At 35.2% G+C, this 13846-nt stretch carries 19 protein-coding genes; 10 read left to right on the top strand and 9 right to left on the bottom strand.

All coding sequences use genetic code 11. The features are described from left to right. The first annotated feature begins 109 nt into the window (after positions 1–109). Together EYD45_RS10130 and EYD45_RS10125 are read left to right on the top strand one after the other, a co-directional pair. Entirely contained in the window at positions 110–988 is an 879-nt protein-coding gene (locus tag EYD45_RS10130) for a cell division protein FtsX (RefSeq protein WP_130964424.1), read from the top strand. 430 nt (positions 989–1418) lie between these two features. After that, positions 1419–1673, top strand: coding sequence for a DUF3098 domain-containing protein (locus EYD45_RS10125; protein ID WP_130964423.1), 255 nt, complete (start codon positions 1419–1421; stop codon positions 1671–1673). A gap of 85 nt (positions 1674–1758) precedes the next feature. Here EYD45_RS10125 and EYD45_RS10120 read toward each other — a convergent pair whose 3' ends face one another. Next, a complete protein-coding gene (locus EYD45_RS10120) occupies positions 1759–2886 on the bottom strand; it encodes a glycerate kinase (protein WP_130964422.1) in 1128 nt (375 codons plus the stop codon). Between the two features lie 79 nt (positions 2887–2965). On the opposite strand from EYD45_RS10120, the gene EYD45_RS10115 reads away from it, so the two are divergent. From EYD45_RS10115 to EYD45_RS10105, 3 genes are all read left to right on the top strand, one after another. Then, entirely contained in the window at positions 2966–3760 is a 795-nt protein-coding gene (locus tag EYD45_RS10115) for an undecaprenyl-diphosphate phosphatase (RefSeq protein ID WP_130964421.1), read from the top strand. Between the two features lie 2 nt (positions 3761–3762). Then, a complete protein-coding gene (gene truB, locus EYD45_RS10110; protein ID WP_130964420.1) occupies positions 3763–4452 on the top strand; it encodes a tRNA pseudouridine(55) synthase TruB in 690 nt (229 codons plus the stop codon). Positions 4453–4609: 157 nt separating this feature from the next. Then, complete coding sequence (locus EYD45_RS10105) at positions 4610–5227, top strand: hypothetical protein (RefSeq protein ID WP_130964419.1); 618 nt, start codon at positions 4610–4612, stop codon at positions 5225–5227. Here EYD45_RS10105 and EYD45_RS10100 read toward each other — a convergent pair. Both EYD45_RS10100 and EYD45_RS10095 read right to left on the bottom strand, forming a co-directional pair. After that, entirely contained in the window at positions 5211–5831 is a 621-nt protein-coding gene (locus EYD45_RS10100; RefSeq protein WP_130964418.1) for a thioredoxin family protein, read from the bottom strand. The genes EYD45_RS10105 and EYD45_RS10100 overlap by 17 nt on opposite strands. A 153-nt stretch (positions 5832–5984) precedes the next feature. Then, positions 5985–6605: a thioredoxin family protein gene (locus EYD45_RS10095; RefSeq protein WP_165453920.1), complete on the bottom strand. Its 621-nt coding sequence runs from the start codon at positions 6603–6605 to the stop codon at positions 5985–5987. A gap of 198 nt (positions 6606–6803) precedes the next feature. On the opposite strand from EYD45_RS10095, the gene EYD45_RS10090 reads away from it, so the two are divergent. Genes EYD45_RS10090 through EYD45_RS10080 form a run of 3 tightly spaced genes read left to right on the top strand, consistent with a single transcriptional unit; the run spans position 6804 to position 8602 of the window. Then, on the top strand, positions 6804–7370 hold the full coding sequence (locus tag EYD45_RS10090) for a DNA-3-methyladenine glycosylase I (protein WP_130964417.1): 567 nt from the start codon (positions 6804–6806) through the stop codon (positions 7368–7370). After that, positions 7360–7935 (top strand): hypothetical protein, encoded by a 576-nt coding sequence (locus tag EYD45_RS10085; RefSeq protein ID WP_130964416.1) that lies wholly within the window; start codon positions 7360–7362, stop codon positions 7933–7935. Before EYD45_RS10090 ends, EYD45_RS10085 begins: the two co-directional genes overlap by 11 nt. Continuing rightward, positions 7922–8602, top strand: a complete 681-nt coding sequence (locus EYD45_RS10080; RefSeq protein ID WP_130964415.1) for a DUF2490 domain-containing protein — start codon at positions 7922–7924, stop codon at positions 8600–8602. The genes EYD45_RS10085 and EYD45_RS10080 overlap by 14 nt, the downstream gene beginning before the upstream one ends. A 9-nt stretch (positions 8603–8611) precedes the next feature. Here EYD45_RS10080 and EYD45_RS10075 read toward each other — a convergent pair whose 3' ends face one another. The 4 genes from EYD45_RS10075 to EYD45_RS10060 all read right to left on the bottom strand — a co-directional run bounded on the left by EYD45_RS10075 (position 8612) and on the right by EYD45_RS10060 (position 11209). Next, positions 8612–9082 carry a hypothetical protein gene (locus EYD45_RS10075; protein WP_130964414.1) on the bottom strand — a complete coding sequence of 157 codons (471 nt, stop codon included), beginning with the start codon at positions 9080–9082 and terminating at the stop codon, positions 8612–8614. Between the two features lie 68 nt (positions 9083–9150). Next, on the bottom strand, positions 9151–9780 hold the full coding sequence (gene aat, locus EYD45_RS10070) for a leucyl/phenylalanyl-tRNA--protein transferase (protein WP_130964413.1): 630 nt from the start codon (positions 9778–9780) through the stop codon (positions 9151–9153). Positions 9781–9919: 139 nt separating this feature from the next. Further along, positions 9920–10297: a DUF3127 domain-containing protein gene (locus EYD45_RS10065; RefSeq protein ID WP_130964412.1), complete on the bottom strand. Its 378-nt coding sequence runs from the start codon at positions 10295–10297 to the stop codon at positions 9920–9922. A gap of 42 nt (positions 10298–10339) precedes the next feature. Next, positions 10340–11209 carry a flavin reductase family protein gene (locus EYD45_RS10060; protein ID WP_130964411.1) on the bottom strand — a complete coding sequence of 290 codons (870 nt, stop codon included), beginning with the start codon at positions 11207–11209 and terminating at the stop codon, positions 10340–10342. A gap of 122 nt (positions 11210–11331) precedes the next feature. On the opposite strand from EYD45_RS10060, the gene EYD45_RS10055 reads away from it, so the two are divergent. Next, on the top strand, positions 11332–12489 hold the full coding sequence (locus EYD45_RS10055) for a sensor histidine kinase (RefSeq protein ID WP_130964410.1): 1158 nt from the start codon (positions 11332–11334) through the stop codon (positions 12487–12489). After that, positions 12486–12845 carry a hypothetical protein gene (locus tag EYD45_RS10050; protein ID WP_130964409.1) on the top strand — a complete coding sequence of 120 codons (360 nt, stop codon included), beginning with the start codon at positions 12486–12488 and terminating at the stop codon, positions 12843–12845. The genes EYD45_RS10055 and EYD45_RS10050 overlap by 4 nt, the downstream gene beginning before the upstream one ends. Positions 12846–12847: 2 nt before the next feature. On the opposite strand, the gene EYD45_RS10045 is transcribed toward EYD45_RS10050, so the two are convergent. Next, a complete protein-coding gene (locus tag EYD45_RS10045) occupies positions 12848–13237 on the bottom strand; it encodes an HIT family protein (protein WP_130964408.1) in 390 nt (129 codons plus the stop codon). A gap of 6 nt (positions 13238–13243) precedes the next feature. Further along, positions 13244–13717, bottom strand: a complete 474-nt coding sequence (greA, locus tag EYD45_RS10040; RefSeq protein ID WP_130937308.1) for a transcription elongation factor GreA — start codon at positions 13715–13717, stop codon at positions 13244–13246. Positions 13718–13846 lie beyond the last annotated feature (129 nt).

The following is a 13846-nucleotide window of genomic DNA, read 5'->3' as shown; positions in this document are numbered from 1 at the left end:
ATAAAAGCGCAAATTTAAACTTATTATACCACTATTAAAAGTTTAGGCGTTCTTATTAAAAACGATTTGTTTTACTTTAGTATTTTTACAGCATTAATCCAATTCCTCTATGAGTTCATCTTTTGAAAAACATCAAAAACGCCGATTGGTTTCCTCCTATGTTTCAGTAGTTATAAGTATCGCTTTGGTGTTATTTTTATTGGGTTTATTGGGCATGTTGGTATTGAATGCCAAAAAAGTTTCCGACCATTTTAAGGAGCAAGTCGTCGTAACTATTTACTTAAAAGATAATGCCAAGGAAGTAGAGCGCAAACAGCTTGAAAAGAGTTTGGCTATGGCAGATTATGTAAAATCCACCGAATATGTTTCTAAAGAAGATGCTGCCGCTTTTATGAAAGCTGAAACAGGTGAGGATTTTATGGATTTTGTAGGCTACAACCCGTTACAAAATTCTATAGATGTGCATCTAAAGGCAGATTTTGTAACCTCAGAGCATTTGGAGAAAATTTCCGCAGAAGCCCTAAACAAAAAATTTGTTGATGAAGTTACCTATGATAACGACTTGGTAAACCTAATGAACGACAATGTAAAGAAAATCAGTTTTTGGGTGTTAGTCATTAGTGGTTTATTTACGCTAATCGCCGTTTTACTAATTAATAGCTCCTTAAGGCTCGCCGTTTATTCAAAACGTTTCACGATAAAAACTATGCAAATGGTGGGTGCTACTAAACGTTTTATTCGTCGCCCTTTTGTTTGGAAAAGTATTCGATTGGGCATTGTTGGTGCTATTTTAGCGTTAATAGGAATGGCAATTGTACTGTATTACATCAACAAAACCTTCCCCGAATTAGAACTTCTTGCCAATCCGGTGTTAATGGTATTACTGTTTATAGTAGTTTTTGCTTTGGGTATTTTGATTACTTGGATAAGCACGCACTTTGCGACACAACGTTTCTTGAATTTGAAGACGGATGAGTTGTATTATTAGTAAAACTCTATTTTGAGAAGTCTACAAGACGCACTCAAAATTGTTAGTTGAACTAATCCCGCTTCTTAGCGGGATCTTTGCTTGTAGACAAAATATACAATTTTTTTTAAACCTTTTGGGCGTTACCCAGCATGCCCTTCGAGAACCTCAGGGCAAAGCGGGGTCGGGCTTTACGTTTCAAGTCCTCGCACCTCCTTCGTCGGGCTGTGGGCTTTCCTCTGCAATCCCTAACGCGCCACTCTTGCTCTAAAACCTACCCCTAACCCTTCCAAGGAGGGGAACACCGTGCTTTCCTAAGAATACTATGAAATATCTATAATTAGAATCTCCTAGGTTTCAAAGTAGAACCTGAAATGCAAAAGAAATTTTAAACTCAAATTAACACTTCGTCTTAAATAAATCACTTAATTTGCATCAATTCTATTAAACCATGGGAGAAAAAAAACGTAAAGACGCGGCAAAACCAACATTTGTATTTGGTAAGAAAAACTATAAGTTTATGTTTATCGGTTTAGCATGTATTGCACTTGGTTTTATTTTGATGGCCGGTGGCGGTAGTGATGACCCGAATGTTTTTAATCCTGAAATCTTTTCTTGGAGACGTATCCGATTAGCACCAACGTTAGTGCTAATTGGCTTTGGTATTCAGATTTATGCCATTTTATTGAATCCTGATAAGAAGTAATTCAGCCTGCAATAACAGGACACTCCCATCTTTGTTCAATATTGTTTGATACGGATTTCTCCTTATCGGAAATGATAAAACTGATTCAAATCAAAGTTTTATTAGCAAAGTTTTTAGCCATTTCTTTCACATAAGCATAACCGTTAGCCATAGCATCTTCTTTGTTTTCAGCATAATTATCTACTTTATCAGCATAATGAATTCCTAATGCTTTTATGGCATCAGTATCTAAATCAATAGCACCACAAAATGCAGCTACTTTTATGTATTTCTCATTTGCTGAAGACAACACCCCATTAATGGTTTTCCCAGACATGGTCTGGACATCTAGTTTTCCTTCACCGGTAATAATCCAATCAGCGTTTTCAATTTTAGCATCAAATTGAGCCAAATCTTTTATCAGTTCAATACCACGCTCTAAAGTACCATTTAAAAACACCTTAGATGCAATGCCCATTCCTCCAGCGGCACCTGCACCAACTACTTTCTGTGGATCAACTTTAAAAACAGCTTCTATCAATTTGGAAATGTGTTGCAATCCATTGTCCAATTGTTTCATGTCTTCCGAAGTTGCTCCTTTTTGAGCAGCATATACATAGGCTGACCCATTTGCTCCATACAGCGGATTTGTAACATCACAAGCTACTTTAACATCAATTTCCTTTAGTTTGGGGTGTAAGTTTGATATGTCAATGGTTTTAATATGCTCTAAATTTGCCCCAATAGGTCGCAAATCGCTGTGGTTTTCATCTAAAAAGAGATAACCTAAAGCGGTTGCCATACCTATACCACAATCGTTAGTAGCACTTCCACCAATGCCCAAAATAATATGTTTTGCACCCTTTTCAATAGCATCAACAATCATGTCACCTGTACCTAAAGTTGTGGCATTTTTACAATCGAACTCTTCAGGTTTTAAGAGTTTAACACCAGAAGCCTCAGCCATTTCAATAAAAGCAGTTTTTGATGTTACAGCATATAAATAGGATGCTTTTATCGACCTGAAAAAAGGATCTCTAACTATAACATCAATAATTTCACCCTTCAAATAATAATTAATAATTTCAATAGTGCCATCGCCACCGTCGGCTAAAGGTAGTTTTACGATATCAACATTAGGTTTTACCTGATGAATACCCTCTTCCACAGCGTTGCAGAATGCCATTCCTGTGAGCGAGTTTTTAAATTTATCCGGTGCAACAACAATTTTCATTCATCTAAAATACAATTCATTTACTTAAAGTTTAAGGCCTAAAACTTCATTTGTATCACTATTTTAATATTTTTGCGCCATGGATATAATTGACGCTATCATATTAGGCATCATTCAAGGGCTTACAGAATTTTTACCAGTGTCTTCAAGCGGACATTTAGAATTAGGAAAAGCCATTTTAGGCGATAATTCTTTACCAGAAGAAAGCTTACTATTCACGGTAGTGCTTCATTTCGCCACTGCTTTAAGCACTATTGTAGTTTTCAGAAAGGATATTCTGGAAATCATCAAGGGCATTTTAAAATTTCAATGGAACGAGGACATGCAGTTTTTAGCTAAAATCGTTGTATCCATGATGCCTGCGGTAGTTGTAGGATTGTTTTTTGAAGAGCAATTAGAAGCCTTATTTGGTGGAAACATTTTATTGGTTGGTTGCATGTTAATTGTTACGGCTCTGCTTTTATTCTTTGCAGACAAAGCTAAAGACACTAATAAAAAAGTGAGTTTTTCCAATGCCTTTGTCATCGGTATTTCGCAAGCCGTTGCTATGCTTCCAGGAATTTCACGTTCAGGCGCGACCATTTCTACATCCGTATTATTAGGAAACGATAAGACCAAAGCAGCTCGATTTTCGTTTTTAATGGTGGTACCATTAATTTTCGGGAAAATAGCTAAGGATATTTTAAGCGGGGATATTTCAACCGAAAGCCAGAACTTTACTGCGTTATCCATTGGTTTTATAGCGGCATTCATTGCTGGCCTTTTTGCTTGTACTTGGATGATTGCGTTAGTTAAAAAAAGTAAATTATCCTACTTTGCTATTTATTGCGCTATTGTTGGTTTAATCGCTATTGCTTTTGCTTTATTAAACTAAAGATGACCGCTGAAGATTTTCTTTCTGGACAAGTTTTGTTAATCGACAAACCTTTACATTGGACATCCTTTCAAGTGGTAAATAAATTGCGCTGGGAAATCCGTCAAGCTTTCAGCATAAAAAAAATAAAGGTTGGTCATGCAGGCACTTTAGACCCTCTGGCAACGGGATTGTTAGTGATTTGTACAGGAAAAAAAACCAAGGAAATCAATACATACCAAAATCAAATTAAAGAATATACAGGCACTATTGTTTTGGGCAGTACTACACCTTCTTTTGATCTAGAAACTGAAATTGACAACACCTATCCCACAGATCATATTTCGGAAGCCTTAATTTACAAAACTACCGAACAATTCATTGGTGAAATTGAACAATTTCCACCTGTATTTTCGGCTATAAAGAAGGACGGCAAACGTTTGTATGAGTTTGCGAGAGCTGGTGAAAAAGTGGATATCAAATCACGAAAAGTATCTGTTCTTGAGTTTGAAATTACTAAAATTTCAGACCTGAATGTTGATTTTAGGGTGGTTTGCAGTAAAGGCACCTATATTCGTTCCTTAGCAAACGACTTTGGAAAGGCACTAAACTCTGGGGCACACCTTTCGGCTTTAAGACGCACTAAGATAGGTGATTTTTCTATTGACAATGGCATATCTATTGATACCTTCATTGATAGTGTAAAAGACTAAAATCTAAATTTTTACGTATATTCAATTGTAAAAACATTGCTAAAACATCGATTTGCACCTAACAAATCAACATAAAGCCCTATTATTAACCTTGCTTATTACAGGCACGGTGGTACTATCTGTTTTTAACTTAAGTTTGAAAAAACAGAATGAAAGAATGGCTGAAAGCTACTATGAAATAGAGCCAGAGCAAGAACTTACAGAGGAAGACCTAAAGCTTCTTGAAGCACTAGAAAATCAGAATAACGCAAAAGCGGAAACCAACAAGGCCTTTAATGAAACCAAAGACAATAAACACTTTGCACAGGCTTACAAAACTATTGCGCCCCCAGAAGACTATGAACCGCGTTCGAGCAATTTGGATAATTCTGATGTTATTGAGAGTTTTAAATCTAAATATCAAAACACAAATCCTGCAAAACTAAAAAATGAAGATTTATCCTCTTTTAGTAAAGTAAATGATGTATTGAAAAAGCAAAAAGGTGAAGGAGCCAACACAAAAAGCACAGTGAGTTATTCGCTAAAAAACCGTGATGATATTTACATTCCAATACCTGTTTATCTTTGTGAAATAAGTGGTAAAATTGTAGTTAATATTACTGTAAATTCTGAAGGAGATGTTATTGATGCTTATACAAACACGTCATCTACCTCATCAAATGAATGCTTAATTGAACACGCACTTCAATACGCCAAGGATGCTAGATTTAGTAAAGATGCCTCAAAGCCATCTCAAATAGGCTCAATCACTTTTAACTTTATAGGTAAACGCTAGAAGACTGTAAATGATTTAATATTTCAGTAATATCGTCAATCACATTTTGTCCTTTATTATCGTTGTACCAATGTTGCAAATCTTCCTTAAAGCTTTCTGTGAGTCCGCCGTTCATGGCCACAAATCTATTTACGTAACCAGCAGCTTCACTGGGTCTCGGGCCATAGGTATCTAATACTTCACCAGTAGCAGTATCAATAATAATTACTTTCGGAATTGCTTTTTTCCCAAAGGTTAAAAATGCATCCATCAGTTGTGGGTTTTCATCGCGCAGTACTACCCTATAATTAATGTTGGGGTTAATCTCAGCAATTTTATTCAATACAGGTAAAATATGAGCAGCATCACCGCACCAACTTTCTGCAATTACTAACCAAGTTACTTTACTGTTGAATTTTTCGAGTTTTTTTCTTGCCGCTGCTGAAACCTTTAAAGTCTTATCCCAACGCTTCATTCGCCTATCATTCAACTTTGTGTAATTTATCAGTGCCTCTGACTGATTATGGCCAGTGGTTGCGCTTTTTTGCGCTAGTTCTTTAACTAAATCGCGGTATGTATCATATGACATACTGCGTTTAATACCAGATTCAATAATACGTTTCATGATAAATGCTTTTAAACTCAGATAACAAATTTAAGTTGTATTGTAGCGTAATCTGCTGACTTTTATCATGTTTGAAAAAAACAAGGGTACTTTAACAAAAAAAGTAGCCCAAAACGGAGCTACTTTTATAATAGTTGAAAAACCTTTTAAACCTTATATACAAGCTGCGGGCTGAAACTTACAAAGCATTTTTACAATGTCCTCAATAATACTTTGCCCTTTATTTTTGTTATACCAAACTTGTAGATCCTCTTTAAACTCAGGAGTTAATTTACCATGTTCAGCTTTGTAATTATTTACCAGAGCTGTTGCTTCACTTGGTCTTGGTCCAAAAGTATCCAAAACCTCACCTGTTTCATTATCAATCATAATTAACTTAGCAATTGCTCTACCGCCATTAGTTAAAAACATATCCATTAGCGCTACGTTTTCATCCCGAAGTACCAATTTTAAATCAATATTAGCATTTAGTTGCGCCAATTTATTTAAAACCGGAATAACATGTGCCGCATCGCCACACCAACTTTCGGTAATCACCAACCAGGTAACAGATTGATTGAATTCTGAAATCATAGCTTTTGCTTCTTCGGTAACTTTCAAAGTTTTATCCCAACGCTTCATTCGTCGCGCATTAAGCTTTGTATAATTAATCAAGGCTTCTGTTTGTTCTATCCCTGTAGTACCGTTAGTTTCGGCTAAAGTATTGACTAAATTACTGTAGGTCTCATAGGACATACTTCTATCTAAACTCTCTTTAATTGTGGGGTGTATCATTTTTTTTTATTTATTGTGTTCTTTGTCTTATTTAGTATTACATCCTTACGGAATACGATACAAAGTAATGGCTTTTACTATAAACCAAGCGTAACAAAAGTTGCACTATTAGCCTCTTTTTTTTAACTATTTCACTAAAGCTAATAACATGAAATATTCATTAAAAAAGAGTAACTTTAATCCTTAAATTCATTATTTATGACTCAAAAACACAGATGTGGTTGGTGTATAGGCGACCCACTTTACGAAGCCTATCATGATGAGGAATGGGGTCTACCTGTTTATGATGATGATACCTTATTTGAGTTTCTAATTTTAGAGACCTTTCAAGCAGGTTTAAGTTGGATAACCGTATTGCGCAAACGCGAAAATTTTAGAAAGGCTTTTGATAATTTTAACTATAAAAAAATAGCAAAGTATAATCAGAATAAGATTGATGATTTGTTACAAGATGCCGGTATCATCAGAAATAAATTAAAAATAAATGCAACAGTGACTAATGCACAAGCTTTTATGAAAACTCAAGAAGAATTTGGCAATTTCAGCAACTATATTTGGGGTTTTGTGGATGGTAAACCCATAAAAAATGCTTTTGAAGACTATAAAAAAGCTCCAGCCAATACACCATTGAGTGACACCATTAGCAAGGATTTAAAAAAACGAGGTTTTAAGTTTGTTGGCACCACAGTTATTTATGCCCATATGCAAGCAACCGGTATGGTAAATGACCATGAGGTGAATTGTTTTAGATACCATGAAGTATAGTGTTTTTATTTTCTTTTTTTGGATTTCACTCTCTTTTGCTCAAGCTAAGAATGAGAAGGAAGAACGTATTCCGCTTTCTGAATTTCCTAAAATCGCGCAAAACTATTTTAATAGCTTTTCACATAAGGTAAAATATCTAAAGTTTTATCGAGAGACTGATGGTGAAAAACAAAGTTTTGAAGCAAAATTCAAAATAAAAAAATTGTATTACAGTGTTGAATTTGACACTGAAGGTAAGTTAGAAGACGTTGAAATAGTGATTAAAGAAAAGTACATTCCGAAAAGCACCTTTTCTGAAATATCAGGGTATTTTGACGCCAACTATAGAAAAACACGACTGTTGAAAATTCAAAAACAATACGTTAACTACACAAATCGTTCTGATAAGGCTTTTTTACAGCATATCGTTGAACACCCAAACGATAGACACACTCATTTTGAAATAATAGCCGAAATAAAAACTGATGACCTACACGAACTAAGAGAATTTACTTTTGATAAAAATGGCAAATTTGAAGCTTACAGAAAAGTAACCTCATCGTCTTACGAACATGCGTTGTATTAAATCCCTCATTCTTACACTATGCCTTTTTGCTTGTCCGTTTCTTTATGCGCAAGGCAGCATGCAATCTTTGGGAGAAACCGCAGTTTCGGTAAACCACAAAGTTTCTAAAAACTATAGTATTAATTTTGCTGCCAGAAGCAGGTGTTTTTTATACAAAGACAATGTTGTACAATACCAACAACAGCAGGTTGATATATTTCATTTTTCCACGTTTAGTTTAAATTACAATCATAAGTTGAGTTTTGGCGTGTATTACCGCCATAGACATTGGTTTGGTTCTGGAGATAATGAAACCCGTTTCACACAACAATTTAACTACACGAAACAAAAATTGGGTGTGCGTTATGGACACCGTTTTAGAACGGAGCAACGCTTTTTAAACACTAAAAATATCTTCAGACAGCGCTATAGATTTGCAGTCGATTTCCCCTTAAATGGAGAAAAGCTAGATATAGGTGAGGCTTATTTAGTAAATGCAGTAGAAGGTTTATTGAGCTTTAGTAAAACTGAGCCACCTGAAACCGATATTAGGGTATCATCTCAAATAGGATGGCAGGTTTACGAAAAACTAAAGTTACAAATAGGTCTTGAGCATAGAGCTGAAGCCTTTAATTTAGCAACGAAGCATTATTTATTTGTATTGACTACAGCAGTTTTGAGGATTTAGTTACTTCAACTACTCTTTTTTACTTTTTATTATTTTCTTAATCTTTTTTGAAGGCTTTACTTTGTTTTCCTTTTTAGAACAGTAGTCCACTAAAATCTGTTCAGCTTGATTATAAATATCTTCACTACTTAGCTTATCTCCCTCATTTTCTAATACAACTTTAGACATGGCAGCAAAGTATAATCCCAATAAATCCGTATTTCCTTTTGTTAACTCTATCGCCTTTGATCCTATTTCAAAAGTGTAATCTGGCGTACCTTCCATCCATTTCATGATATATTGAATGGACGTTAACCTATTAAGCTCATCTTTATTCGTTGGATTATTAAATAGATAATTTGCACAACTCAAAACTTTTGCCTGTTCTGTTTTATAACTTTCTACCGTTTTGAACTCGTAATTGCTTAATTCAGAAAAATTTTGACCTGTTGATATGTTACAAAATGTAACGATGGCTATTAAAAGAAGTGATTTTTTCATTCAAGTTTAGTTTGATGAATTGTTAATATTAACAAATTTAGATGAATTTTTTTACAAAATCAAAAAAACTATCCCTTCAAAAACCTTAAAAATTCATCCCTTGGCATCTCCTCTGCACCTAAACTGGACAAATGATTTGTAAAGACCTGGCAGTCTATCAACTTATAATCAGTGTTCTGGATAAACGTAATAAAACCAACTTTACTGGCATTGCTTTCTCTGGCGAACATACTTTCCCCTGTAAATATACCGTTACCTAAATCTATACCATAGAGTCCTCCAACTAAGTTGTCGTTACTCCAAACCTCAACCGATGTTGCATAGCCCAAGTTATGTAACTCTGTAAAGGCCATAATCATGTTTTGGGTAATCCACGTTCCTTGCTGTCCACTACGTTTCGCCTCAGCACACGCATTTATCACATCTCCAAAAGCATTATTTACAGTAACCGTATAGTCCTTATTACGCAATACTTGTCGCATGCTTTTGGAAATCTTAAGCTTTTCAGGAAACAATACAAAACGCGGATCTGGACTCCACCATAAAATAGGCTCGTCGCTTTCAAACCAAGGAAATATGCCAGAACGATATGCCAACAACAGTCTTGCAACCGATAAATCTCCGCCTATGGCCAATATGCCTTCTTCGGTGGCTTCGGTTACGTCAGGAAACCAAAGTTCTTCAGTTAAAAATTTCACTACTACATTTAATTTTTATCTTCAGATTGAAGATAATTGCAATTTTTCCATAAAAATAATAAACCTCAATGCTTTTTAAAAACATTGAGGTTTATTTTATGGTATGCCAAAACAAGTTCGGCATAATAATTTTACCTATTTAAAATGGTAAATCATCATGATCGTCTTCATTTAAATCTCCAGCAGGCTCAAAAGCATCAGCTGGTGGTACAGGAGGCACATTATCTCCAGTAGCTGCAGGTTGTAATGCTTCAATTCTCCACCCTTGTACGGAGTTAAAGTATTTGGTTTCGCCTTGAGGGTTTACCCATTCTCTACCACGAAGATTAATGTTAATCTTTACTTGTTGCCCAACTTGGTAATTGTTTAGCAAATCGGTTTTATCTTGCACAAACTCCACTAATATATGTTGTGGATATTGCTCTTCTGTAGTTACCACTACCTCTCTTTTTCTAAATCCGTTACTCCCAAAAGTTTGGGTGTCTCCAATCATTTTAATTCTTCCTTGAACTTCCATTTAAACTATTATTTATTATCTATTCTTATTAATTATTCAATATTATGACAAAAGTATTTTCCAAGCACTCTGTACATCTCCAAAACTTAAATACTTTCGTGCCAATTTGTGCTTTTCTCGGTGGCTAGCTTCTTTTATTTGAGGATAACGCTCCCCTATATCGTTTATAAAACTATCTACTTCTTCCTCACTAGGTAAAGCTTGTACATTACCTAACATTCCTAAATTATTCCCCGTTAAAATCATGCTGTTTTTTACATGGTCTGGAAAATTATCAACACCAATACCTTTCGTCGAAATTGGCTTAGGTATCTCAAAAAAACCTTTGTTTGCTCTACTGTAAAAACTACCTCCTGCTCGGGCTACCAAATCTAATTTCTTTTGATTGATAGTTTCATCTTCATTTAAAAACTCATCATCTATATGAAATTTAACCACTTCGCATATCACAAGATTACCCGCTCCACCTTCGGTTCCTAATTTCACAACATCATTTACTTTACACTCAAATTGAACCGGAGATTCTGCAACACGAAAAGGTTTAACTTCATCTGAATTCAACATGGTTAAACCCGCCTTTTCAAACTCATTTACATCTTCTGCATACTCGGTACTTGCCAAAGACATTTGATATACCAAATCGTAATTCACCACATTAATCACCACCTCTTTTGTATCCTCAACATTCTGTAACGTATGTTTTGTTGTATTATCTCTTACCCGACGTGCTGGCGAAAAAATCAAAATTGGTGGATTTGCACTAAACACATTAAAGAAGCTAAAAGGCGATAGATTAGGATTTTCATTAGCATCAATTGTACTAGCAAATGCAATTGGCCTTGGTGCCACCGCACTCAATAAAAATGCATGTAATTTGCTGGTTGATAAATTGTTTGGAGCGTATGATGCCATTCAGTTTTTTTCAATTTGAACAAATGTAACTATTCTCATACTCATCTAAAAACCGATTTACTAACAACTTGGGCAATAATATTAACAGATTTGCATTATATTACTGGTTAAATAATTTTTGAATGATTTTTACCAAATATTCCAACACATTTCGGTGGATAATGATAGTGCTGTCTTTTATTATCGTTTCCTTGATTTTGTGGAATACCTATGTATTTTTTCAGAATTTTAAGGAAGAGGAGCGTGTAAAGATGAAAAACTGGTCTTTCGCTTCTAAAGAAGCAACTACCACCAGTAACCTTGACGAAAATATAGGTAACCTTCCTATAGAAATACTCCAGAGCAACAAAACTACACCTATGATTATTGTGTATAGAGACGGAAGTTATGACACTAAAAATATAGATGAGAAAATTGTAAAAGATTCTACAAATATCAAAAAACTAATTTCAAAGTTTGAGAACGAATACAAACCCATAAAGGTAACGTACGACAATAAGTTACTGCAAACCATATACTACGGTAACTCGCCCTTATTAAATAAATTAAAATACTATCCTTTAGCCTTATTACTTATTATTTTCCTTTTTGCTAGCGTCATCTACTTTTTTTATAAGAGCAACAAAAATGCGAGCCAGAACAAATTATGGTCTGGTATGGCAAAGGAAACTGCGCATCAAATTGGTACACCGTTATCTTCTTTAATTGGATGGACTGAGTTATTGAAAACAGAAAATGTAAATCCTGAGTATATTACAGAGATTGAAAAAGATATTGACAGACTGCAAACCATTACAGAACGTTTTAGTAAAATTGGTTCTTTACCAACTCTGGCTACTAGCGACATTGTAGAAGAAACCAAACAAGCTTACGAGTATTTAAAGCGACGTTCCTCAGATTTGGTAGCTTTTGAAATTATAGCGCCAAAAGAGAATATTCCAGTAAAAATAAACAAACAACTTTATGGATGGACAATTGAAAATCTTGTAAAAAACGGTATTGATGCCATGAAAGGTAGAGGAAAAATTACTGTTGAGATTCTACAATTAGAAAACAATGTAAAGATAAATGTATCCGATACTGGTAAGGGCATCCCCAAAAAGAATTTCAATACCATTTTTGAACCAGGTTACACCACTAAAAAGCGTGGTTGGGGCTTGGGGCTATCCCTTACCAAACGTATTGTTGAGGATTTTCATAATGGTAAAATTAGAGTGCTCGATTCTACCATAGGCAAAGGCACTACCATTCAAATCAGTTTAAAACGTGCAAACCAATGACAACTGAAGAGCTAATCCCCGTGAAAAAAGTAGGTTTAAAAAACCACTGCCCTGAGTGTTTTAGTAAAGACGGTTTACAACTCACCTTTAAACAAAAATTTGTTGAAACGTCGTTCTATAAATCTATAACAAATCATGTAAGTCAGGAGATATTTTGCAACACCTGTAATAGCATCATTTACCCAGAACGTTGGACAGATGACATAGAGCGTGTTTTTGCATATCACCAAAAGGCGTTTGCACCAAAACCAGCATCAAAAAGCTTCAAAAAAATATTTTGGATATTACTTATTGTAGGATTGATTATTGCTTTTGCATTGGCATTCCTTGCCATATTTAATTTGGAAAAGCTGTAGCACTAAAAATTATCTGCAATAGCCGCAGCGGTTTTTTGAAAACCCTCTGGTGTCATTTTCACTTTTTTAATAAAGCGTGCGTCGTCCATGGAGTGTAACGGAATTAAGTGCACATGTGCATGCGGCACTTCCAAACCTATTACAGTGAGCCCAACACGATTACAAGGTATCGTTTTTTCAATGGCAAGCGCCACTTTTCGGGAAAAACGCATCAAACCATTATAAGTGTCTTCATCTAAATCGAACAACTTATCCACTTCTTTTTTCGGTATGCATAGCGTGTGTCCTTCAACATTAGGATTCACATCCAAAAACGCCAAATAGTCATCTGTTTCTGCTACCTTATAGCAAGGAATTTCGCCGTTTACAATTTTGGTGAAAATTGAAGCCATATATATTTACCTAGAAATTTCAATTACATCAAACTTCATCACGCCATTTGGCACTTGAATTTCAGCAACCTCACCAACAGATTTTCCTAAAAGTCCCTTTCCGATAGGAGAATTTACAGAAATTTTACCCGAAGCTAAATCTGCTTCGCCATCTGCCACTAAAGTATAAGTCATCTCCATACCATTCGTTTGGTTTTTTATCTTCACTTTAGAAAGCACCAATGCCTTAGAAGTGTCCAATTGAGATTCGTCAATAACACGTGCTCCAGCCAAGGCTTCTTCCAATTTTGCAATACGCATTTCAAGCATCCCTTGCGCCTCTTTAGCAGCATCATATTCAGCATTCTCACTTAAATCGCCTTTATCTCGTGCCTCAGCAATAGCCTTAGATGCCTTTACACGTTCCACATCTTTTAGTTGTTGCAACTCGTCTCGTAATTTTTTTAGCCCCTCAGGTGTATAGTAAGATACTTTACTCATAACTTCATCGTTTTAATTAACAAAATCCCGAGCTAAACGGGATTCTAATAAAAAAATCCCGCTTACACGAGATTGTACGGCAAATATACAAAATATTTAAGTGCGGTTGAATTTTATCGTAAATTGAGG

This window comes from Hyunsoonleella flava, from assembly GCF_004310325.1.
In the GTDB taxonomy this organism is placed as follows: domain Bacteria; phylum Bacteroidota; class Bacteroidia; order Flavobacteriales; family Flavobacteriaceae; genus Jejuia; species Jejuia flava.
This window is presented reverse-complemented; position numbering and strand designations above follow the sequence as displayed.